Genomic DNA, 21,937 nt, shown 5'->3' with positions numbered 1-21,937 from the left:
TCGAGCACCGCGGGGTATCACGTCGCGGGGCGGCTCGCAAAGCGGTGTGTGCCGGGAGCGTCCTATTCGAAATAGGCGTAGTTCACGCGGGTTCGGCAGCCCGGCGTTTCGCTTCCCTCGATGTCGAACCAGGCATCGAAGCCCAGCCGGCAGCCGTTCGGAAGGACGCGCGCCCGGGCCAACCGCGCCCCGAGCCGCACCCGCGACCCGGCCGTGACGACGCCCGGGAACTCGGTGTGATCGACACCCGTGTTGATGGCCTTCGACCACCCGATCAGCACGATCAGCTGGGGCAGCAGATCGGGAATCAGCGAGAGGAGCAGCAGGCCGTCGGCAATGGTGCTCTTCCAGGGCGACTCGACCGCGGCCCGCTCGGGATCGACGTGGATCCAGCGGGTGTCCCCGGTAGCGGCCGCGAACCCGTCGATCCGGGCCTGATCGATCGTGACCCACTCGGTCGCGCCGAGCTCGGTGCCCTGGTAGTGGCGCGCAGCGCTCATACTCGGGATGACGACGGGGCGAGACATGACTCTCCGGGAACCTCGACCCGGAAGCCTACCCCGCCCCCTGCCGGGCCGACCAGCGGCCGCACGGCGGGCCGGGGCGAGGCCCGTCTATACTGCGCCAACCACTGTTGGGCGCGTCGCTCCAGCCCTCGGGCCGGTACGCCCGGATTCTCTTATCGGAGGAGTCGCCATGTTCGCCCGTCCCCGCAACGCCGCTCTCCTGGCCATCGGAGTCGCGCTCGTTTTCGGATTCGTCATCGTCGGAGGCCTCCTCTACGACTCGTCGATCGGTCTCGACGCCAGTGGCTTCTGGGCGGGCGAGTTCTTCCAGTCCCTTGCCCCCGGTGCCACGCGGGCGATTGGCGGCCTCGTCTGGGCAGTCCTCACCCTGTTGGCGTTGGGCGGCTTCGGCTTCTGGCTGGTGAAGCGCTCGGTCGCCGCCAGCGTCGATCCCGGTCGCCGCAGCTTCCTGACCGGCGCGGGCAGCGGGGCCGGCGTGGCTCTGGGCTCCGTCGTGGCAGCTGGCGCGGCTGGTGCTGCGCGTGCGATGTACGGCGTCGGGACCGGGACGAAGGGCTGGCGCCCCGTGCTGACCGACATCTTCTCGGACGAGGGGGTGCCCGAGACCCATCCCGAGTGGAAGGACTCCTGGAAAGGCAGCCGCGTCCAGGAGTACCGCCGTTTCGGTCGCACCGAGTGGAACGTCTCCGACATCGTCCTGGGCACCGGCTCGATCCGCGGCGAGAACGGCGAGCAGATCGCCCGGCTCGCGATCGAGCGCGGCGTCAACTACTTCGACACCTCCCCGGACTACGCCGGCTCGGGCAGCGAGCAGGCGATGGGGAAGGCGCTGAAGTCGATCCCGCGCGACCAGATCTTCATCGCGACGAAGTTCTGCACGCCGATCGGTCACCTGCCCGCCGGCACGTCGCCGGAGAAGTACATCGAAGCCGTCGAGGCCAGTCTGCAGCGCCTCGGTACCGACTACGTCGACCTGTGTCACGTGCACTCGGTCGACACCGAAGAGCGGCTGATGGATCCGAACGTCCACGAGGCCTTCGATCGTCTGAAGGAAGCCGGCAAGGTGCGTTTCCTCGGCTTCTCGACCCACACGCCCAACCTCGTCGACACCGTCAACGCGGGCATCGATTCGTCTCGCTTCGACGTGATGATGGTCGCGTACCACCACGGCATCTGGGCGCCGATGAACGAGCTCTTCCGCCGCGCGCGTGCCGAGCAGGACATGGGCGTGGTCGCGATGAAGACGCTGAAGGGCGCGAAGCACCGCGGTTTGATGGACTTCCAGAAGTACGCCGACAGCTACTCCCAGGCGGCGCTCAAGTGGGCGCTCGCCAACGAGGACGTCTCGTGCGCGGTGATTTCGTTCTTCGAGCTCCAGCACGTCGACGAGTATCTGGCTGCTTCCGGCGGCAAGCTCAGCGACGCCGACATTGCCCTGCTCCGTGAGTACGATCGCCAGATCGCCGGCACCTACTGCGGTCCGCACTGCGGGGCGTGCCTCAGCAGCTGTCCCGAGGATCTCCCGATCCACGACGTGCTGCGCCACCGCATGTACTTCGAGGACTACGGTCAGCAGAAGGAAGGCCTGCAGCGCTACGCGGAGCTGCCGAAGAACGCCAGCGCCTGCCTGTCGTGTAGCGGACCGTGTCTCGGGAGTTGCCCGGTGGGTGTGGACATTCCCACCCGTATGCGCGGGGCCCACGATCTCCTCACTCTCGGCTAGCGGTCAACCGAAGAGTCCGGCCAAGGAGGCGAGCCGCCTTGGCCGGATACGCGAGTGGATTGGTGGTCGACGCGTCGTCGGTGGCGCGCTCCCTCTTGTTGCGCTCGCTTCGCTTCCAGTGCGCCGAATCTCGAGAGGCCGACGACGTCGAGACGGCGCGCCGGCTCGCCGAGGACCTCGACGACCCGGTCGTGATCCTCGACCTCGAGTTGAAGGGTGCGCTCGACTGGCTTGCGGAGCTGAATGACGCCGGCGCGACCGCGCCCCGTCTTGCCGTGACCGCGCGACCCAACCCGGCGGAGCGCGAACGCGCACTCGCACTCGGTGCTTCCGCGTACCTGACGAAGCCGATCTCGCTCGGCGAGATCGCCCGGGCACTGTTGCTGGCGCGCGGGCCGTTGCGGGCGTCTCCGCCCCGGATCCGCTCGCGGCCCGCTACCCGCGCGGACGTGGTCGATGCCGGCAGCGCGATGCCGCAGGTCACCTGCGAGGTGCTCGACATGAGCATCAGCGGCGCGCTGGTGGCCACGCCGGCGCCCGTCCCCGTTGGCACCGAGTTGCTCCTGCGCCTCGAACTCGACGGCGACCCGGTCGAAGCGCGGGGCCGCGTGATCCGGATCCAGGAGCCCGCCTGGGGTGTGCGCGCCGGTGTCGGCGTCGTCTTCGCCTACGCCACGGACGCCGACTATCAGCGGGTCGAGGCGTTCATCGCGGCGCACCCGGATCCGGCTCCGGAACGCGACCCGGTCTAGCTCCCCGGCTCGTCCCAGTCCGGCTAGCGCGCTCAGCTCTCGCGGTTGATCGCCGCGACGAAGGCCTGGTGGAGTACCTCGCGCACCCGATCGCGGGTGGCGCTTCCGTAGGTCTCGCGGAACGCCTTCAGCGGAATGATGCCCTTCGCCATCGAGCGGTGCCCACCGCCGACGCCGAGGCCTTCGACCACGGCGCGCACGACTTCGCCAGCGGCGCGGACGTACCCGACGTTGCGCACCGAGAACACCAGGTCGCCGCCGACCGTTCCGGCGGCGATCGCCCACTCGGCGCCCTCGGCCTGCAGGGCGAGGTCGGCCACCTGGGGGATCACGTCCTCGCGGACCCGACCGAGCACCAGGATGTGCAGGTCGTCGACGACTTCCGTCTTCGCGAGCGCCTTACCGAGCGTGCGCAACGCTTCCGTCGGCAGCGCCGGGCGCTCGATGCGCCGCAGCAGCGCCGCACTGTGGAGCCCGTGCAGATAGGCGAAGGCCGACATGTCCCGGGAGCTGGTCTCTCGACCGAGCAGCTGGGTGTCACTCTTGATGCCGTAGGTGAGGGCGGTCGCGAGCTTCGGCTTCACCTCGACGCCGGCGGCCCGGAGGTACTCGGTGAGGATCGTCGCCGTCGCGCCGTAGCTCGAGCGGATGTCGCGAATCTGGGCGTCGTAGCCCGTGCGCTCGGGGTGGTGATCGATGACGACGTCGACCGAGCGCACCCGGGCCGGCGGGTTCTCGCCGAACACCGTCGGCTGGACGTCCACCAGGGCGAGGGCGTCGAAGTCGTTCAGTTCCTCGTGCGTCACGGTGCGCACGTCGATGCCGAGGGCCTGCACCATCGCGACGTTCTCGGGACGCTTCACCTCGCCGAAGGAGATCAGCGGGGAGGTCGGCGCCTTGCGACCGAGGATGGCGCGGAGGGCGTAACCGGCCGCGATGCCGTCCGGGTCCGGATCGGGCTGGAGCAGGATGCCTACCTTCTCGCGGCGCTCGAGCAGGGAGCGGATGTCGACCACCCGCCGCAGATTTCCGAGCATCGAGAACTCTTCGTCGACGTCGTCGCGGATCAGGGTCCGCAGACCGGCCGAGCGCAGGCACGGGTGGGAGGGCAGCACCTCCGGATCGACCGTGTCCGACAGCACGAGCACCGGCGCTTCCGGTGCGGCTTTGCCCAGGACCGTCACGGCCGCCTTCGCGAAGCTCGGATCCTCGGTCTGCACCGCGAACTCGTCGCCCAGCTTCGGTCCCAGCTTCTCGATCGCCTCGACGCACAGCCCACCCTGCAAGGCGGCGAAGCCCGTCGGCCGCGAGCGGGCGGACTCCTCCGGCCGCGGGATCCAGGTCAGGACCTCGTCCTCGCCCGCGCCGATGCGGCTCCACAGCCGCGCGGACCGCAAGCCATCACACACGATGATCCGGCTGCTCAACGGGACTCCTGAATGGGATCGCGGTTGCGGAAACGCGACCGGGAGACGGGGAAGGCTCGGCACCAGAGGCCGATGAAATCGGGGGGCGCTGGAATCGCCCGCCACGAGTGGATGCGAAATCGCCTGGAAGCGGATCGAGGGTCGAAGTTGTCCCCCCATCGGCCAACCGTCAAGATCGCCGAACCGGCAACTTTCCCCGCGGGAAAATCGACTTCCGCCACGCGATCCCTTGCGTCAGGCCGCCAGCTCGGGGAAAACGGACGCGTGCAGAGGATCTTCGTGGGGGACGTGCAGGGCTGCGCGGACGAACTCGCCGAGCTGCTGGCCCGGGCCGAGCGGGAGTTCGGCCGCGACTTCGAGCTCTGGGTGGTCGGAGACCTGATCAACCGGGGCCCCGAAAACCTGGGGCCGCTGCGCCAGGTCCGCGAGCTGGTCGAGGCGGGCCGCGCCCAATACATCCTCGGCAATCACGAGATCTCGCTCCTGCGCTGCTGGCTGGGGCTGCGGTCGGTGTCGCCCTTCGACTCCTTCCAGGACGTCCTCGATCACCCGACCGCCAGCGAATGGGTGGACTGGCTGCGCGAACGCCCCCTGGTCGTCACGGGCCGGCTGGGGGAACAGGCGTTCGCGATGGTCCACGCGAGCGTCCACCCGGACTGGGACCTTGCCCAGCTCGAGAAAACGGCGCGGGAGCTCGAGGCAGACCTCGCGGGCGCCGACCTCGCCGATTTCCTCGGCAGCACCGCCCCCCGCGACGACCGCCTGGGGCGCCTGACCCGCTGCCGCAGCGTCGATGCCGGCGGAGCCTGGTCCTCCGAGCTCCCCGAAGCCGAGCCCTGGCAGCCCTGGCACGCGATCTGGGGGCAGGGCGGCCACGACTACGGTGTCGTCTACGGCCACTGGGCGCTGCAGGGGCTCCACGTCGGCGCCGGCCTGCGCGGTCTGGACACCGGTTGTGTCCATCACGGCCGAGGCCGCGATGGGTTCCTCACGGCCTGGCTGCCCGACGAAGGAGCGGAGCGACCCTTCGACGTACCCGACGAGCGGTTCTGGGCGATTCCGGCCCGGCGCGCCTACTACGCCCACCGCGACCCGAGCGCCTAGTCCAGCGCCGCGTCTCAAGAGCCGGAGCGCCGCGCCCGCGCGAGCGGCGCCTGAGACCGGCCCCTACCATCGGCGCTCGCCAGGAGGACGCCATGCCCAACGTCAAGATTCCGCCGCCGTACCAGGGTCCCACCGAGGGGCGCGCGCTCGTCGACGTCGAGGGCGCCACCGTCGGCGCCTGCCTCGAGGCGCTGTGTGCGCAGTACCCGGATTTCCGCCAGCAGCTGTACGACGGTCAAGGCGCGATTCACAAGTTCGTCACCCTCTTCGTGAACGGCGACGAGATCGAGCGCAGCGCCCTCGATCGCTCGGTCGAGGCCAGCGACGAAATCGAGATTCTGGCTGCGATCGCAGGCGGATAGCGCGCTTCCCGCCGGTGGGGCCCGTGGTATGATCCACGGCCGATCGGCACCTCACCGGCGTCCCACCGACGAGGCGCGGATCGTTCGAAGTTCAGTTCACGGAGTGGGCCCCACGTCGCAGCCGCGACTTCGGACCCCTTCGCAAGCCGCCCGCACGAGAGATCGAGGAGGATTCGATGGCTGGCCCCAGTGGTGATCGTCTGATTCGGGTCGACATGACCAACCAGAGTGTCGAGATCGTCGACTTCCCCGAGGACTGGAAGTACCTCGGTGGTCGCGGCCTGTCGGCGAAGATCCTGCTCGCGGAATGCGACCCGACCTGCGACCCGCTGGGTCCCGACAACGTGCTCGTGATGGCGCCCGGTGTGATCTCGGGAACCTCCGCGCCGACGTCGGGCCGCATCTCGATCGGCGGCAAGAGCCCGTTGACCGGCGGCATCAAAGAAGCGAACGCCGGCGGCAACCCGGGCCAGGACCTGATGAAGCTCGGCTACCGCGCGATCGTCGTGACGGGCCAGCCCGCCGACGGCAGCAAGCGCTACGCCCTCGACATCGGGACGGACGGCGCGAGCGTCAAGGAAGCGAACGACACGAAGGGCATGTGGAACTACGCCCTGATCGACCATCTCGCGAAGAGCTACCCCGAGAGTGCGTCCTTCATCAGCATCGGACCCGCCGGCGAGCATCAGCTCTCGGGCGCGTCGGTGGCCTGCACCGACCAGGACGATCGCCGCCCCGCCCGTCACGCGGCACGCGGCGGCCTCGGCGCCGTGATGGGCGCGAAGGGGCTGAAGTACGTCGCCGTCGATCCCGCGAAGGAGAAGCTGCGACAGCCCGCCGAACGCAAGGAGTTCATGGGGCTCTGCAAGAAGTTCACGAAGGAGTACCTGGAAGGGCCTCAGATGTTCAAGACCGGCACGAGCACCGTCGTGCCCGTCGCCAACATGCTGAACACCTTCCCCTACAAGAACCGCACCGAGGGCCAGTCGCCCGACGCCGAGAGCCTCGACGGCAACCGCATCATCGAGAGCTTCGAGACGCGCGGCGGCCACATGCACAACTGCATGACCGGCTGCATCGTCCAGTGCAGCAACGTCGTCCACGACGCCGAGGGCAACTACAAGACCTCGGCGCTCGAGTTCGAGACGCTCACCCTGCTCGGAGCGAACTGCGCGATCCAGAGCTGGGAGGACGTCGCCGATCTCGACCGTCTGTGCGACGAGGTCGGCCTCGACACCGTCGAGACCGGTGCCGCGATCGCGGTCTACATGGACTCGGGCGAGATGCAGTGGGGCGACGCAGAAGGCGCGAAGAACCTGCTGAAGGAGATCGCGGAGGGCACCGAGGTCGGCAAGGCGATCGGCAACGGCGCGGCGGCAGTCGGCAAGAAGACCGGTCACCACCGGGTGCCGACGGTGCGCGGCCAGGCGCTGCCCGCCTGGGATCCGCGTCCGCTGAAGGCCACGGGGATCACCTACTGCACGAGCCCGATGGGCGCCGATCACACCGCCGGACTGATCGTGAACCCGGGCCTTCCGGCCGAAGAGTGGGTGCAGGCGAGCCAGGAGTGCCAGATGGTGAACGCCCTCTGCGACTCGTCGGGCTTCTGCCAGTTCCTGCAGCCGACGATCGACGACATCCGCGTGTTCTACGGGCACCTCTACGGCGAGCAGATCTCGCGTGAGCAGGCCAGCGACATGGCCTGGGAAGTGCTCCAGGACGAGTGGGAGTTCAACCGCCGCGCGGGCTTCTCCGAGTCGGGCGACCAGATGCCCGACTGCATGAAGAAGGACGCCATCGGGCCGGCTTCGGTCGTCTGGGACGTGCCGGACGACGTCGTGGTGCAGGCGTATCAGCGCCAGGGCAACCGCGAGGAGCTGTTCACCATGAAGGCGAGCGGATAGTCGTCTTCCGGCAGATCGTGTTCGAACGCGGGCAGGGGGGGCGACCTCCCTGCCCGCTCTGTTTCTCGGACGTCTCCGACGACCGGGGTTCCGAAGAGGGTCCATGCGCGACGTACGCATGAAAGGCTTCGCCGAGCGCACCGATATCGAGGTGGTGGAGCAGTTCCTGGCCGAGCGCGCGAAGCCGCTCGGCGGGGAGCCGGTCGCGATCGTCGACGCCATCGGTCGCGTCCTGGCCGAGCCGGTGCGTTCCGAAGTCGACGTGCCGAGCTTCCGTCGCTCGGCCATGGACGGCTACGCCGTCCGCGGGGAGGAGACCTTCGGCGCGTCGCCCTACGACCCGATCGTCTTCTCCGTGTTGGGCCAGGCGCTGCCCGGCGCACCCTTCGCCGGCGACATGCCGCCCGGCACCGCCGTGCGCGTGATGACCGGCGCGCCCGTGCCCGACGGCGCCGATGCGGTCGTGATGGCGGAGGTCTGCGACGAGGCGGACGGTCGGGTCGAGGTCCGCGAGGCGGTCGCGCCGCGCAAGCACGTGGGGGCGATCGGAGAGGACATTCGCAGCGGTGACGCCGTGCTCGCCGCGGGCCGACGCTTGCGGCCTCAGGACGCGGCGCTGCTCGCCTCGATCGGTGTGGCCGAACCGTCGTGTGTGCGACGGCCCCGGGTGTCTTTGTTGATCACCGGCGACGAACTCTTGCCGCCGGGCGCGCGTCCCCACGGCGCCCACATCGTCGACTCGAATTCGCTGATGCTCACGGGTCTCGCCGAGCGCGACGGGGCGCAGGTGTTGCCGCACGCGATCCTGCCCGACCGCGTCGACACGATCCGAGACGCGCTCGCCAGCGCCGACGCCGAGGTCCTGCTCGTGTCGGGCGGCAGCTCCGTCGGTCAGGAAGACCACGCCCCCCGGCTCGTTGCCGAGCTCGGTGAGCTCGATTTCCACGGCGTTTCGATGCGGCCCTCGAGCCCGGCGGGTGTCGGACGCCTGCCCGGAATCGAAGGCGGGCGCGAGCGCTTCGTGTTCCTGCTGCCGGGAAACCCGGTGAGCTGTCTGTGCGCCTACGAGTTCTTCGCGGGGCCGACGCTGCGCGCCCTCGGCGGTCGCTCGCGCGCCTGGCCGCATCCGCGCATCGAGCTCCCGCTGGCCCGCAAGATCGCGTCGGCGGTGGGGCGCACCGACTACGTGCGCGTCGCCATCGAGGCCGATCGTGTGGTGCCGCTCGCGACGTCGGGTGCGTCGATCCTGTCTTCGACGGTGCGCGCCGACGGGTGCGTGATCGTGCCGCGCAGCGCCGAGGGCATGCCCGAGGGAGCCCGGGTCGAAGTGCTCCTGTATGACGAAACCCATCCGGGGCGTGCGTGAAGCAATCCCAGTTCCTCACGATCGTCGACCGCGACGAAGCCGAACGCAGCTGGCGCGCGGTAATCGATGCGGCTCCCCGCGAGGCCGAGGAGATCTCGCTCGACGCGGCGCTCGGTCGCGTGCTCGCCGAGGACGTGCGTGCCGAGGTGGACGTCCCGGGCTTCGACCGTTCGAACATGGACGGCTTCGCCGTGCGCGCCGCCGACACCTACGGCGCCAGCGAAGACGCACCACTGCGCCTGCGCGTGAACGCCGAGAGCATCCCGACGGGCGTCGCGCCGACGATCGAAGTGACCGAGGGCACCGCGACGCCGATCGCCACGGGCGGGATGCTGCCGCGCGGCGCCGACGCGGTGCTGCCCGTCGAGTACACCGACCTCGAAGACGACGGCACGACCCTCGTCGTACGACGTGAGCGCACGCCGGGCGCCGCGCTCTCGTTCGCCGGCACCGACATCGGTTCGGGTGAGACGGTGCTCTTTGCGGGCACGCGGCTCACCTCGCGCGACACGGGCGTGCTCGCAGCGATCGGCCGCGACCGCGTGCCGGTGGTGCGGCGACCGCGGGTCGCGATCCTGTCGACGGGCGACGAGATCGTCGCGCCGGGCGCGGCGATGCGCCCCGGGCTGGTCTACGACAGCAACGGCCGGATCCTCGAGGACGCCGTCCGCGAGCTCGGTGGCGACCCGGTGTTCCTGGGCGTTTTCGCCGACGATCGCGCCGCGGTGCGGCAGGCCCTGTGTGACGCCCTCGCCGACGCGGACCTGGTGCTCCTCTCGGGCGGGACCTCGAAGGGCGAGGGCGACCTCAACCACGCCGCCGTCGCGGAGCTCGACCCGGGCATCCTGGTCCACGGTGTGGCCTTGAAACCCGGAAAGCCGATCTGCCTGGCGGCGTCGGGCTCCCGGCCCGTCGTGATCCTGCCCGGGTTCCCGACCTCGGCAGTGTTCACCTTCCACGAGTTCGTCGCGCCGGTCGTGCGCAGCATGGCCGGACTGGCAGAGGAGGCGCGCGAGACGCGTCGGGCGCGGCTGGCCCAGGCCACGGTCTCGGATCGCGGGCGACTCGAGTACCTGCTGGTCGGGCTCACCGAGCGGGGCGACGGAGCGCTGTCGGCCTATCCGATGGGGAAGGGCAGCGGCAGCGTCACCGCCTTCAGCCGCGCCGACGGCTTCGTGCGCATCGGTCGAAACACCGAACTCGTCGAGGCCGACACCGAGGTCGAGGTGACCCTCGTGGGTCGCGACCTCCCCGTCGCCGACCTGGTGGTGATCGGCAGCCACTGTGTGGGTCTCGACGTATTGGCTTCGGCGCTGTCGCGCGAAGGCTTCCGCGTGAAGGTGATGGCAGTGGGGAGCCAGGGCGGGCTCGCGGCGGCGCGTCGCGGCGAGTGCGATGTCGCTCCGATCCACCTGCTGGACGCCGACTCGGACCGCTACAACACACCTTTTCTCGACGACGGGCTCGCCCTCGTTCGCGGCTACACCCGGGTCCAAGGGGTCGCGACGCGTCCCGACGAGACCCGCGACGTCGACGCCCTGCTCGCCGATCCCGGCTTGCGCATGGTCAACCGGAACCGCGGTAGCGGGACGCGGGTACTGATCGACGGGCTCCTCTCGGGCCGCAAGCCGCCGGGCTACCCCTACGAGCCGCGCTCCCACTTCGCCGTCGCGACTGCGGTGGCGCAGAAGCGTGCCGATTGGGGCGTGACCATCGAGAGTGTCGCGGCGCGGGCCGGGCTGCGGTTCCAGCCCCTGCGTCCGGAGCACTACGACTTCGCCGTCCCGGTCGACCGTCTCGAGCGCGCGGCCGTGCGCGCCCTGGTGCGGCTGCTGGCCGAGGACGGTAGCGTGCGCGAAGCGCTCGAAGCGCTGTCCTTCGAACTTCCGGAACAGGGCCCGGAGCCCTTCCCGGAGCACCGGCGGAGCTGAATTGGCGACGGTCCTGCGCAGGGGCAGCCGACTCGGGAAATACCGGCTCGAACGACGCATCGGTCGCGGTTCGTTCGCCGACGTGTGGAAGGCCCGCGATGCGGTCGAGGGCGTCGACGTCGCGCTCAAGGTGACCCTGCTCGAAGCGGTGCGCGAGTGGGGGCCGAAGGCGATCGAGCACGAGGCGCGTATCGCGGTGCGCCTTCACCACCCCCACATCGTCGGTGTGCGCAACGCAGATTGGATCGACGGGCGCTTCGTGATGGCGACCGATCTCGCGAAGACCCACCTCGCCGACTACCGCGCTGCACGCCGCTCCGGTGCGACGGCGCTGCGGATCGTCCGCGAGATCGCGGCCGGTCTCGCCCACGCCCACAGTCAGCGGGTCCTGCACCGCGACGTGAAGCCCGAGAACATCCTGATCTTCGCCGACGGTCGCGCCGCGCTCGCCGACTTCGGCGCGTCGCGCTTCGCGAAGGGCGCCACCCAGGCCTACACCGAGGCCGGAACCCTCGGCTACATGGCGCCCGAGCAGGCCTACGGACGCGTGCGCTTCGCGTCCGACGTGTTCTCGCTGGGCCTGATCGCCTACGAGGTCCTCACCGGGGTGTTGCCCACGTGGCCCTTCGAATGGCCGCCCGAGGGCCACCGCAGCTTCGCCCAGAAGGTGCCGCCGCTGGTCCAACCCGTCCTTCGAAAGGCCGCCCAGTTCGATCCGCGCCGGCGATACCCGAATGCGGGTGAGTTCGTGAAGGCGCTGGAGCGGGCGTTCGCGCGCAGCGAAGAGCGCAGCCAGCGTCCGGCTCCACGGCGCCGCAAGAAGAAGACGCGCGGTCCGGTCTCACCGCTCGAAGCCCAGTCGGCCGCGTTTCGGCGCAGCCACGGCAAGGCCCTCGAGCTCCACTTCCACTGTCATCGCTGCAACGGGCCGATCTCGGAAGCGATGACCTTCTGTCCCTGGTGCGGGAGCGGGGACAATTCCTTCGCCGAGCTCACGCGCGCGCCGCTGGTGTGCCCCGAGTGCGAGCGCGGCGTGCGTCCCGAGTGGACGGCCTGCCCCTGGTGCTACGCCGGACGCTTCGAAGGGAACGGCCGCAAGCCGCCCGTCGACCCCAGGGCCGAGCGCGCGTGTACGAAGAAGGGCTGCGACGGACAGCTGCGCCCGTTCATGCGCTACTGCCCGCGCTGCAAGCAGAAGCCGAAGCGCGTGTGGTCGCATCCCGAGCTGCCGGACCGCTGCCCGAAGTGCCGCTGGCCGACCTCTCACGCCTACTTCCGCTTCTGTCCCTGGTGCGCGCGCCGCGAGCCCCGCGCCGGCAGCTACCGCGGCCGCTAGCTCACTCGCGGGCGAGTCGCAGGTCGGCGAAGTAGGCGATGCTCTCGGTGTCGGTCTGATCGGTGTCGCAGAAGAGCGCGACGTCGGTGATCCGCACGCCGTTCGGTTCTCCCCAGAGCGTGCGGTAGAGGTCGCTCAGGTCGACTCGCTCGCGGTGCCAGCGTCGCGCCTGGGCTTCGCCCCCGTTCACGACGTAGTGGGGGAACTCGACCAGGCCGAAGAGGAAGCCGAGGTGCAGCCAATCGCCGGCCGCGAGATGGCGATTCCCCCAGATCAGCTCGAGGGCGTGCTCTTCGCCCTCGGCGTCGGCGAAGCGGAGGTAGATGCGCGCGGGGTGATCGTCCCCGGCGACGGTGCGCTCGTCGATGTTCGTGACCACGGGCTGCTCGATCAGCCACTGCCAATGCAGCACCGGGTACTCGGCGAGCGGCACGTCGACGAAGCGGAACAGCATGGAACCGCCGGCCTGGGTGGCCAGGCGCAGGGCGTGTCGGCCGTCGCGCTCGACCGATTCGATCTCCATCGGATCGACACCGAAGAAGGTGCGGTGGTGCCAACCGGCGGGCAGCGGATCGAGGGGCAGCGGCTCGGTGAAGTCCATGACGAGCAGGGGGTGCTCGTCGCCCGGCACCAGCGCGGCTTCACGGGGCAGGCTCCGGAACGGGCCACAGGCGCAGAGCCCGATGCAGGCGAGGAGCGCCATGGCGGCGCACGGGCGGGGCAGGGCAGAGCGACTCACGGGGGACTCCGGGGTTCGGGCGCGCGCGGCCGATAGGGATACCTTCCGCAGCCATGCCCCGCACCCTGGCTCCGGGAGACGAGCTCGAACTCGCGATCACGTCACTCGCTTCGGGCGGCGAAGGCGTCGCGAGGGCCGACGACGGCCGCGTGGTGTTCGTCGAGGGGGCTGCGCCCGGCGATCGGGTGCGGGCAAGTCTCGACCAGGTCGCGCGGCGTTTCGCACGCGGCCGCGTGGCCGCGGTCCTCGCGCCCGGCGACGCTCGCGTCGAACCCCGCTGTGCCGTCTTCGGCCGCTGCGGCGGGTGCGCCTGGCAGCACGTGTCCGCATCGGCACAGGCCGAGGCGAAGCGGTCGATCGCGACGGACGCGCTGCGTCGGATCGGGAAGCTCACGTTGCCCGAGGAGCCGCTGCCCTTCCATGCCTCGCCCGATGGCTACGGCTATCGCGATCGCGCGCGGCTGGTGGTCTCCCCTGACGGCGTCGGCTTTCGCGCGGCGGGCAGCCACGACACGGTCACCGTGTCGGAATGCCCGGTGCTGACGCCGCGGGCGAACCAGCGGCTTGCGGCGTTGGCCGCGAACCCGCCGAGGGCGTTCGGCGAATGGGAGATTGCGGTCGGGCGCGGTCGTGGCCGGACCGCACGCCTCGGGGACGACGCGATGCCCATCGCGCTCGAAGCCGGCGATCGGCAGCTCCGTGTCTCGAGCGGCGTGTTCTTCCAAGCGCATCGCGCCCTGCGCTCCCGGCTGCTCGAGCGGGTCGCGGCCTTCTGCGGGGAGGGCGAACGAGCGCTCGAGCTCTATGCCGGCGCCGGCTTCTTCACGGTCGGCCTGGCGCGCGCCTTCCGAACGGTGGTCGCCGTCGAATCAGCGCCGGCCGCGGTCGAGGATCTTCGCCACAACTTCGCGACGGCCTCCCGGGTCGAGGCCCGCGAACAGCGGGTGGAGGACGCACTGGCCGAGGGCGTCGAACGCCCGGATCTCGTTTTCCTCGATCCGCCGCGCACCGGACTGGCGCCCGCGGCGAGTCGCGCGCTGGCGGCGCTGCAGCCCGATCGCATCGTCTACCTCTCGTGTGACCCGGCGACCCTGGCCCGCGATCTCGCCGTGCTGGTGTCGGAGGGCTACGGGCTCACGGCGGTCGAGGCGTTCGACCTGTTCCCCCAGACGCCCCACGTGGAGTTGCTGGCGCGCCTCGACCGCTCGGGTGCTGGCGGCGCGGTGGCCCGGTAGAATCGCGCCAGTCCGGGCCTCCGATCGCGATCCTCCGCGCCCCGTTCACGTCGCTCTTCCGCCGTTCCCACGCCGTCCTGCGGCCCCGGAGTTCGAAACCGTGCCCACGACCGACCCTGCCGCATCGCCGGAGCCGCGCTCGGGCGGCTCGGCTGCGTTCGTGTTGTACGTGGAGGGTCCCCGCGACCGCAGCATCCTGCGGGCCTGGGCGCATCGCCTGATGCCGCGCCAGGCGGCGGCTCTCGTCGCCAACGCCGTGATCCTGGGCGGGCGACGTCCGGCCCGGGCCGTCGAGGACTTCCGGGAGCGCGCGGCCGGGTCGGTGGGACTCTGCGTGCTCGATCGCGACACCGAGACACCTCCCGACCTCGACGAGGCCGCCGAGGGCCTGGCGTTCTTCACCTGGAGCCGGCGCCACATCGAGAGCTACCTGCTCGTGCCGGCGGCGATCCGTCGCGCGCTGGCCCTGCCGGCCAGCGATCATCGCCTCGAGAGTCTGCTCGCGGAGCTCTTGCCCCCCGAAGACGACATCGCCGGCTGGGAGCGTTTCGACGCGAAGCGTCTGCTCGGCACCAACGGAGCTCTCGTGCAGGAGCTGGGTCGACCCGTGTCGCTCCCGCGCGTCGCGCGGGCCACGCGCCGCGAGGAACTCCACCCGGACGTGTTGGCTCTGTTCCAGGAGCTCGAAGAGCGCATCGCGCGCGTCGCCCCCCAGCGCGGACGCCGCGGCTCGCGACCCGCGCGCCGTCGCCGCTAGTCGCCCGCCGCGTGCCCCTGCTGGCGCTCGACTTCGATGGGGTGATCTCCGACAGCGCGCCCGAGTGCTTCTGGGTGGCGCAAGCGACCTTTCACGAGCTCCGTACCGGACGCCTGACCGATCTGGCGTGCGAGCCGGCACCGCCTGCACCGGATGGGGTCCGCGCGGACCCGCGCTACGCGGCCTTCCTCCAGGGCATGCCGCTGGGCAACCGCGCCGAGGACTTCGGCGTGCTGCTCGGCGAGATCGAGGCGGGTCGGCTTCCCGCCGATCAGGCCGCCTACGATCAGGTACGCGCGGCCATCGATGCCGCTTGGATCGACCGCTTCCACGCTCGCTTCTACGCCCGTCGACATGCGCTTGCGGAGCGGCACCCGGGCCCCTGGCATGCGCTGATGCAGCCCTACCCCGGGATCGCCGAGGGACTCCGAGCCTTGCGTCCCGTCGCGACGCTAGCGATCGCGACGTCGAAGGATCGCGCCACCGTCGACGAGCTGCTCCAGCGCGACGGCTGCGCCGACCTCTTCCCGCCCGATCACATCCTCGACAAGGAGACGGGCCGAGAGAAGACGGCGCACCTGCGTGCCTTGGCCGAGCGCACGGGGATCTCGGCAGCCGAGACGCTCTTCGTCGATGACAAGTGGAACCACCTGGCGCGCGTGAGCGAGCTGGGCGTGCGCTGCGCGCTCGCGGCGTGGGGACCCAACGGGGAGCGCGAGCATCGCGGCGCATGTGACGACGGTCACATTTTGCTCGAGCGCGAGACCTGGGTGGAACAACTGCAAACGGAGTGGCTTCAACCACTTGGCGGCGCCCCGGAACGGGCGTAACCTGCGGTGGAACCCGGAGGGCTGAATGGATCTCGGCTTTCGCATGCACGCCGAGCGCACTCCCAACCCGAACAGCATCAAGTGGGTGCTGGGACGTGACGTGGTCGAAGGCGGCGCGAGCGCGCACTTCACCGCGGCGCCTCCGGAAGACGTGTCGCCGCTGGCCGCGCGCCTGTTCGACGTGAGTGGTGTGGTCGGTGCGTTCTTCGCATCGAACTTCGTCACCGTCACCAAACGCGAAGAAGTCGAGTGGACCGACATCGCGCCGTCGATCATCGACGCAATCAAGGCCGTCCTCGGCGAGGGTGGTAGCGCACTCGGCACTGCCTACGTCGCGCCCGAGCCGAGCGCGGCCGCCGGTGCCGTCGTCGAGCGCATCCAGCGCATTCTCAACGATGAAGTACGCCCCGCCGTCGCGATGGACGGTGGCGAGATCGTGTTCGCCGGTTTCCGCGATGGGATCGTCGAACTCTACATGCAGGGCTCGTGCAGTGGTTGCCCGAGTTCGACCGCGACCCTGAAGCACGGGATCGAGGCGCGACTGCGCGACGAGATTCCCGAGGTGCAGGGAGTCGTGGCCCTGTAGTCCCAGTCGCCGTCGACCCTCCCCCGAGTCGGCGCGGCCCAAGATCGAGGATTCGAGACATGTTCGGGGGAGATGCCCACCGCGGTTCGAGCCGCGGTGCGAACGATCGACGAGCGTCCAGCGCCAATTCCAAGGGCGCTCGAGGCGATTCCGTGGCCACGACGGCCGAATGGGCCATCCAGGAGCCGCGCTGGCAGCGCGATCAACGCTCGCGGCGGGGCCGTCGGATGACCGGGCGCGGACGCGCGACCCTCGCGAGCGGGGGCCTCGCCTTCGCGATCGGGCTGGCCTGGTTGATCGAGCCGATCTCGTCGCGCAGCGCCGAGCGACCGCCCGAGCCGCTGCCGCCGGTCGAAGCCGCCGCGCCGCCGGTCGCGAAGATCGATCGCCACCGGGAGCCCGAGGTCGTCGTGCCGCCTCGCGCGCCGTCGTTCGTGCTCGAGCGCCTGCCCATGACCCGTACCGCGCTGGATCTCCCGGTGACCGGCGAGGCCGACGCGTCGCCGCCGGCGAGTCTGCCGGGTCGTCTCTTCGAACGCTTCCCGGCCCCCGCGAACGGGGGCACCTACACCGTCGAGTACACCCTCGACGCAGAGCTCACCCGACAGGTGCACAAGGTGTTGCGCCGCGCCCGGGTCGAGCTGGGCAACGTGATCGTGATGGATCCCGAGCAGGGGCGTGTGCTCGCCTACGCGTCGACGGATCCCGAGCGCTTCCCTCCGACGCGGAACTACCCGGCGGCCAGCCTGGTGAAGGTGATCACCGCTGCGGCGGCGCTCGACCGCGCGCCCAGCGAGGCGCGGCTTCCGTGTCGCTACCGAGGCAGTCCCTACCGTCTGACCGAGTCGCGTCTCGACCCGCCGGATCGCGGCCGCGAAGTGACGCTGCGCAAGGCGTTGGCCACCTCCAACAACCAGTGCTTTGCCCAGCTGGCGGTGCACGCGGTCGGCGTGAACCCGCTGATCGAGGCGATCGGTCGCTTCGGCTGGCTGCGCGCTCCCGCACCGGCCCACGCACCGGGCGAGGCCGACCCTGGCGAGGACCGGCTCGACGTGGGCCGACTCGGCTGCGGCCTGGCCGGCTGCCGCATCACGCCGCTCCACGCGGCCCAGCTCGCCGGGACGCTGGTGCACGGGGAACTCGTGACACCGCGTTGGATCGAGCGGGCCTGGGACCCGCGCGGTCGTGCCCTCTCGCTCCCGGCCACGCCGGCGAATCGCCAGGTGCTCGATCCCGACCTGATGACCGAGCTCCGCGCGATGCTCATCGATACCACCCGCAAGGGCACGGCGCGGCGGGCGTTCCGCAAGCGCAACGGCCACCCGATGCTGGGCGACATCCGCGTGGCGGGGAAGACCGGAAGCCTGTCCGGGAAGGATCCCGAGGGCCGCTACGAGTGGTTCGTGGGCGTCGCGCCGGCCGACAAGCCGCGCGTCGCGATCGCCACGGTGCTCGTGCAGGGCCACCTCTACTGGCGCACCTCGTCGCAGGTGGCGGCGGAAGTGCTCCAAGGCGTGTTCTGCGAGAAGGGGAAGCGCTGTGCACCCGAGTTGGCGGATCGCTACTCGCTGCCGGGCCGGGGCACCCAGACCCTCGCGCAGCGCCGCACACGCTAGGCGGGCAGGTCCCCCGCGGGATCTGCGGGGTCAAGAAATCGGCGAGTTTCTGTGACACCTGCCGGGTCATCCGGGCCACATCCCTGCCAGACAGCAAAATATCCCCTTCCCAGGGAGGCCCGGAACGCTTCGATCGTTTCGGGCCTTTCCCTCGTCTGGGGCCCGGATCAGTTCTGGGGCCCCGGAGCTGCCGGGCTTCGCATGTTCCGCTGCAGAGGGGTATCTTCCCCGCGGGTATGAGCGGCGCTCCCTCGATCACGGTCACGAGTCAGATGATCGCGAAGCCTGGGTCCGAAGACGCGGTCGCGGCGTTGCTCGCGCGGCTCGGTGCCGAGGCCGTGAAAGCAGAGGCCGGGTGTCTCGCCTACCAGGTGCTGCGTTCGGCCCATGCGGCCGGCGAGTTCCTGGTGATCGAGCGCTACGCGGACGAGTCAGCCCTCGCCGATCACTCCAACACGGCGCACGTGAAGGCGACGATTCCCGAGCTGATGGAGTGCCTCGAGTCGCCGCCGGTGCTGGCCCTGTACCACGATTCCGGACCCTCCCCGAGCTAGGGAGGCGGAATCGGCGCTTCGCGGTGGCCGAGGTGGGTTTCGCGAACCTCGGCCGGCGCGGTCGCTAGCTGGCGGCCTGCGCGGCTGCCTGCTTCTTCCGCTTCGCGCGTCGCTTGTGGCGCTGCTTGAAGCGGTGCTTGCGGACCTTCTGCTTGCTCTTGCTGCGTGCCATGCCGGCTCCTTCCGAAGAGCGGCGGAGGCTAGCAGGGGCGCGTGCCGTCGCCACGCCGACGGGCGGCGCGGCAGGCGCACGAAGCTCCGGCGAGCGGCGGAGCCCTACTCGATGATGCGGGAGACGACGGTTCCCATCGCCTCGGCCTCGCTGCGGTGCAGCGCCTCGAAGGACGGCAGGCCGGTCACGATGCGCTCCAGGCGCGCCGAGGCCGACTCGTCGAGCTCCTCGAAGACGATCGCGTGGCCGTCCTCGCCGTCGTCACGGTGGACACGGCCCCAGACCAGGAGCGGTTCCTCGCCCTGACCGCCGTAGATCGCGAGGTGGAGTCGGTCGCCGATCTCGAGACCGTCGACGTTCTCGATGCGCATGCCGCCTGTCGAGATGTCGCGGCCGACGAGCACGCGCAGGGCGCGCTCGCTGAACGCGGGCACGGTCTGGGGATAGGCGCCGCGCGCCTGCCTGCGACGCTCGGGGCCGCTCGGCTCCGGGGCCTCGGCAGTGGGCGTGGCCTCGGGCGCGGACTCGACCGGTGTCGACTCCTGCGGCAGCGCTTGCTCCTGCACTTCGGGCGGTGCGGGGGTCGTCTCCGCGTGCGGCGTCTCCGACGAGCTTGCTCCCCAGTCCTCGCGCTTCGCGGGCGGCGGCGTGAAGTCGCGTCGGGCTTGCTTCGCCTGACGCTCCACCAGGCCACCCTTGCGCTCGCGGCGCGGCTTCTCGGCGGCCGGTTCCGGAGTCGGCGTCGGCGCCGGCGTCGGTCGCGGGATGTCGTCGGCGCCGCTGCGAAGCTTCGCCGGCCCGATCGCACGGTCTTCGATCAAGAGCTCGATCGCCTGCCGCGCGTCTTCGGTGACGGTGTCGAAGCTGATGCCGAGCACGTAGTTGTCGGCGTCCTCTTCCTTGTCGCCTTCGAGACGCACCACGCGGCCCAGCATCGTGAGCGGGTCGCCCGTGTCGAGGGCTTCGGGGATCTGCACCTTGATGCGGCGACCCGCGTCGACGCGCGAGCGCGATCGCAGCCGGCAGCCGCGGATCGACAGGTCGACGAGCGTTGCCCGGCGGGTCAGCAGACCGGTGCGGAAGGTGATCTCGAACCCGACGGCCACGCGCGGCTCGCGCCGACGCTCTTCACCCTTGTACACGCAGTGCAGCAGCAGCAGGCGCAGCGCTTCCTCGTGCACCGGACGCCGCACCAGGTAGTCGAAGCCCGAGCGCCGCAGCTGGTCGCGCAGAGCGGTCGAGTCTTCGTTCACCACCATCACGCGGATCGGAGGCGTGAGCGAATCGCCGATCGCTTCTTCCACGGCACCGATCCGGCGCGGTGTCGCGATCAGCAGGTCTTCGGGCGGCGGGCTTCCCTGCACGATCGCGCCACCGCGGATCCGCGCACAGGGAATGTTGAGCTCGAAGAGCATCTCCTGGATGTCATCGAGCTCGCCGTCGTCGAGAATCAATACGGCCGGGGTACCGCCCATCGCAGGCCTCACGCAAAGAGAACTGCTTAGACCTCGGCAGATTTCCCTCTCTGCTGAAGGCCTGGTTCAGGGAGGTCTTCCGGTGCGTTGCCAGGGTCCTTCCGGGCCTCCCCTCGGGGCCCTCGGGGCCCTCGGGGCAACCGGTGGCGGTACGCGGCATAGGCGCCCGCGGCCGCCAGCCCCAGTCCGAGCACCAGCATCGTCCCGTGGGTGGCCCGCAACTGGAGGAACCCGACCGACCCGGCCAGGGCCAGTCCGTTGTTCGCGACGTGGGCGGCGATCGCGGGGCGGGTGCTGTCGGCCCAGAAGGCGGTGACCGCGAGATACAGCCCGATCAGGAACGCGACACCGCCGTGGACCAGCTCCATGTGGAGCGCGCCGAAGAGCAGCGTGGACACGGCGATCGCGACCAGGGGGTGGATCCAGGCAACCAGGCTCCGTTGCACCACGCCGCGACACAGCAGCTCTTCCGCGATCCCGGGCAGGAGCGCCGTGCCGAACACCGCGATCCAGATCGAACGCGCATCGGGCGGAGCCGCCAAGCCGCGCGAGATCCCGGTCATGTTGCTGCCTTCGGCGACCGCCATCGCGTCGACCAGCGCGTTCATGGCGAGTGACAGGCCGAGCGTTCCGAGGACCACCGCGGCGAAGGCCCAGTGAGACAGACGACTCGGCTGCAACCCGAGTCGACGCGGCACCGAGCCGGGCAGGGCGATGGCGAGGGCGAGCGCGAGCGCGAGGACGCCCACCTCGATCCCGCCCATCTCGAAGCCCATCCGCGCGCGGTTGCCGCGCTCGGCGAGTGCGAGACCGCGCACCCAACCCGACGCCATCAGTCCGCCCGCGAGTACGCAGGCAGCGATCAGGAAGCGGCGCCACAGGACCATGCGCGGACCTTACCTTCCGACGGGCGAGGGCTCACCTGCTACGTTCGGCCCGTGAGTGCTTCGATCGCACCGTCCCTGCTGGTGGCCATGCCCCAGCTTCTCGATCCGAACTTCCATCGCACGGTCGTGTTGCTGATTCATCACGATGACGAGGGATGCTTCGGGGTCGTCCTCAACCGCGGGAGTGGAATCACCGCGCGTCGCCTCTGCGAGAGCGTCGAACTCTCGTGGGCCGGCGACCCGGAGGAGGAGATCGGCTGGGGCGGACCCGTGCAGCCGCAGACGGGCTGGGTGCTCTTCGGGGACACGGCGGGTCTCGAGCCGGAGGAGGATGTCCAGTCGCTGGTCCCGGGCGTCCACTTCGCCGGCTCCCTCGGCGTCCTGGAACAGATGGCGCAGTCTCCGCCCGCTGCCTTGCGCCTGCTGGTCGGGTACGCCGGATGGGGACCGGGCCAGCTCGAGAAGGAGCTCGCCGAGGGCGCCTGGTTGTTGGCTCCGGCCGATTCCGAGAGCGTCTTCCGGGTGCCCGAGGAGGCCCTCTGGGAGCACGTGCTGCGGGGTCTGGGCGTCGAGCCCGCCACCCTGGTGGCGAGCCGGGGTGTGCACTGAATTACCCAGGGGTGCTGCGACTCCGCGCGAGCCCTGCCCGGGTGC

The 21,937-nt window shown here is 70.5% G+C and carries 20 protein-coding genes; 15 read left to right on the top strand and 5 right to left on the bottom strand.

The window, feature by feature from the left end:
• Positions 1-62: 62 nt before the first annotated feature.
• Positions 63-527: a MaoC/PaaZ C-terminal domain-containing protein gene (locus tag AAF430_05895; protein ID MEM7409744.1), complete on the bottom strand. Its 465-nt coding sequence runs from the start codon at positions 525-527 to the stop codon at positions 63-65.
• A 169-nt stretch (positions 528-696) separates the two neighbouring features.
• Between AAF430_05895 and AAF430_05890 the strand changes: the two genes are divergently transcribed.
• Both AAF430_05890 and AAF430_05885 read left to right on the top strand, forming a co-directional pair.
• The gene (locus AAF430_05890) at positions 697-2,250 is read left to right on the top strand and encodes an aldo/keto reductase (protein MEM7409743.1); all 1,554 of its coding nucleotides are present in this window, start codon (positions 697-699) and stop codon (positions 2,248-2,250) included.
• 38 nt (positions 2,251-2,288) lie between these two features.
• Positions 2,289-3,002: a response regulator gene (locus AAF430_05885; GenBank protein ID MEM7409742.1), complete on the top strand. Its 714-nt coding sequence runs from the start codon at positions 2,289-2,291 to the stop codon at positions 3,000-3,002.
• Positions 3,003-3,034: 32 nt separating this feature from the next.
• On the opposite strand, the gene AAF430_05880 is transcribed toward AAF430_05885, so the two are convergent.
• Positions 3,035-4,429, bottom strand: a complete 1,395-nt coding sequence (locus AAF430_05880) for a DHH family phosphoesterase (protein ID MEM7409741.1) — start codon at positions 4,427-4,429, stop codon at positions 3,035-3,037.
• 264 nt (positions 4,430-4,693) lie between these two features.
• Between AAF430_05880 and AAF430_05875 the strand changes: the two genes are divergently transcribed.
• From AAF430_05875 to AAF430_05850, 6 genes are all read left to right on the top strand, one after another.
• Positions 4,694-5,533 (top strand): metallophosphoesterase, encoded by an 840-nt coding sequence (locus tag AAF430_05875; protein ID MEM7409740.1) that lies wholly within the window; start codon positions 4,694-4,696, stop codon positions 5,531-5,533.
• A 92-nt stretch (positions 5,534-5,625) separates the two neighbouring features.
• Positions 5,626-5,895, top strand: coding sequence for a MoaD/ThiS family protein (locus AAF430_05870; GenBank protein MEM7409739.1), 270 nt, complete (start codon positions 5,626-5,628; stop codon positions 5,893-5,895).
• A 176-nt stretch (positions 5,896-6,071) separates the two neighbouring features.
• The gene (locus AAF430_05865; GenBank protein MEM7409738.1) at positions 6,072-7,799 is read left to right on the top strand and encodes an aldehyde ferredoxin oxidoreductase N-terminal domain-containing protein; all 1,728 of its coding nucleotides are present in this window, start codon (positions 6,072-6,074) and stop codon (positions 7,797-7,799) included.
• Positions 7,800-7,902: 103 nt separating this feature from the next.
• Entirely contained in the window at positions 7,903-9,165 is a 1,263-nt protein-coding gene (glp, locus tag AAF430_05860; protein MEM7409737.1) for a gephyrin-like molybdotransferase Glp, read from the top strand.
• On the top strand, positions 9,162-11,096 hold the full coding sequence (locus AAF430_05855) for a molybdopterin biosynthesis protein (protein ID MEM7409736.1): 1,935 nt from the start codon (positions 9,162-9,164) through the stop codon (positions 11,094-11,096). Before glp ends, AAF430_05855 begins: the two co-directional genes overlap by 4 nt.
• 1 nt (position 11,097) lies before the next feature.
• On the top strand, positions 11,098-12,432 hold the full coding sequence (locus AAF430_05850; GenBank protein MEM7409735.1) for a serine/threonine-protein kinase: 1,335 nt from the start codon (positions 11,098-11,100) through the stop codon (positions 12,430-12,432).
• A 1-nt stretch (position 12,433) separates the two neighbouring features.
• Here the strand turns inward: AAF430_05850 and AAF430_05845 are convergent, their stop codons facing one another.
• Positions 12,434-13,171, bottom strand: a complete 738-nt coding sequence (locus tag AAF430_05845) for a DUF3047 domain-containing protein (GenBank protein MEM7409734.1) — start codon at positions 13,169-13,171, stop codon at positions 12,434-12,436.
• A 53-nt stretch (positions 13,172-13,224) separates the two neighbouring features.
• Here AAF430_05845 and AAF430_05840 point away from each other — a divergent pair, with 53 nt between their 5' ends.
• From AAF430_05840 to AAF430_05815, 6 genes are all read left to right on the top strand, one after another.
• Positions 13,225-14,406, top strand: a complete 1,182-nt coding sequence (locus AAF430_05840; protein MEM7409733.1) for a class I SAM-dependent RNA methyltransferase — start codon at positions 13,225-13,227, stop codon at positions 14,404-14,406.
• A gap of 100 nt (positions 14,407-14,506) precedes the next feature.
• Positions 14,507-15,163 carry a hypothetical protein gene (locus AAF430_05835; GenBank protein ID MEM7409732.1) on the top strand — a complete coding sequence of 219 codons (657 nt, stop codon included), beginning with the start codon at positions 14,507-14,509 and terminating at the stop codon, positions 15,161-15,163.
• A gap of 11 nt (positions 15,164-15,174) precedes the next feature.
• Positions 15,175-15,993 (top strand): HAD family hydrolase, encoded by an 819-nt coding sequence (locus tag AAF430_05830; GenBank protein MEM7409731.1) that lies wholly within the window; start codon positions 15,175-15,177, stop codon positions 15,991-15,993.
• Positions 15,994-16,018: 25 nt separating this feature from the next.
• Positions 16,019-16,579 (top strand): NifU family protein, encoded by a 561-nt coding sequence (locus tag AAF430_05825; GenBank protein ID MEM7409730.1) that lies wholly within the window; start codon positions 16,019-16,021, stop codon positions 16,577-16,579.
• Between the two features lie 152 nt (positions 16,580-16,731).
• Entirely contained in the window at positions 16,732-18,195 is a 1,464-nt protein-coding gene (locus AAF430_05820; protein ID MEM7409729.1) for a penicillin-binding transpeptidase domain-containing protein, read from the top strand.
• A 236-nt stretch (positions 18,196-18,431) separates the two neighbouring features.
• On the top strand, positions 18,432-18,749 hold the full coding sequence (locus AAF430_05815) for a putative quinol monooxygenase (GenBank protein MEM7409728.1): 318 nt from the start codon (positions 18,432-18,434) through the stop codon (positions 18,747-18,749).
• Between the two features lie 276 nt (positions 18,750-19,025).
• On the opposite strand, the gene AAF430_05810 is transcribed toward AAF430_05815, so the two are convergent.
• The gene (locus AAF430_05810; GenBank protein ID MEM7409727.1) at positions 19,026-20,396 is read right to left on the bottom strand and encodes a PilZ domain-containing protein; all 1,371 of its coding nucleotides are present in this window, start codon (positions 20,394-20,396) and stop codon (positions 19,026-19,028) included.
• Between the two features lie 26 nt (positions 20,397-20,422).
• Positions 20,423-21,283 carry a CPBP family intramembrane glutamic endopeptidase gene (locus AAF430_05805; protein MEM7409726.1) on the bottom strand — a complete coding sequence of 287 codons (861 nt, stop codon included), beginning with the start codon at positions 21,281-21,283 and terminating at the stop codon, positions 20,423-20,425.
• A 51-nt stretch (positions 21,284-21,334) separates the two neighbouring features.
• Here AAF430_05805 and AAF430_05800 point away from each other — a divergent pair, with 51 nt between their 5' ends.
• Complete coding sequence (locus AAF430_05800) at positions 21,335-21,892, top strand: YqgE/AlgH family protein (protein MEM7409725.1); 558 nt, start codon at positions 21,335-21,337, stop codon at positions 21,890-21,892.
• The last annotated feature ends 45 nt before the right edge of the window (positions 21,893-21,937 follow it).

The organism is Myxococcota bacterium (assembly GCA_039030075.1).
GTDB lineage: Bacteria > Myxococcota_A > UBA9160 > UBA9160 > SMWR01 > JAHEJV01.
Note: the sequence above shows the minus strand (reverse complement) of the source record. Positions and strands in the feature narration are given on the sequence as shown.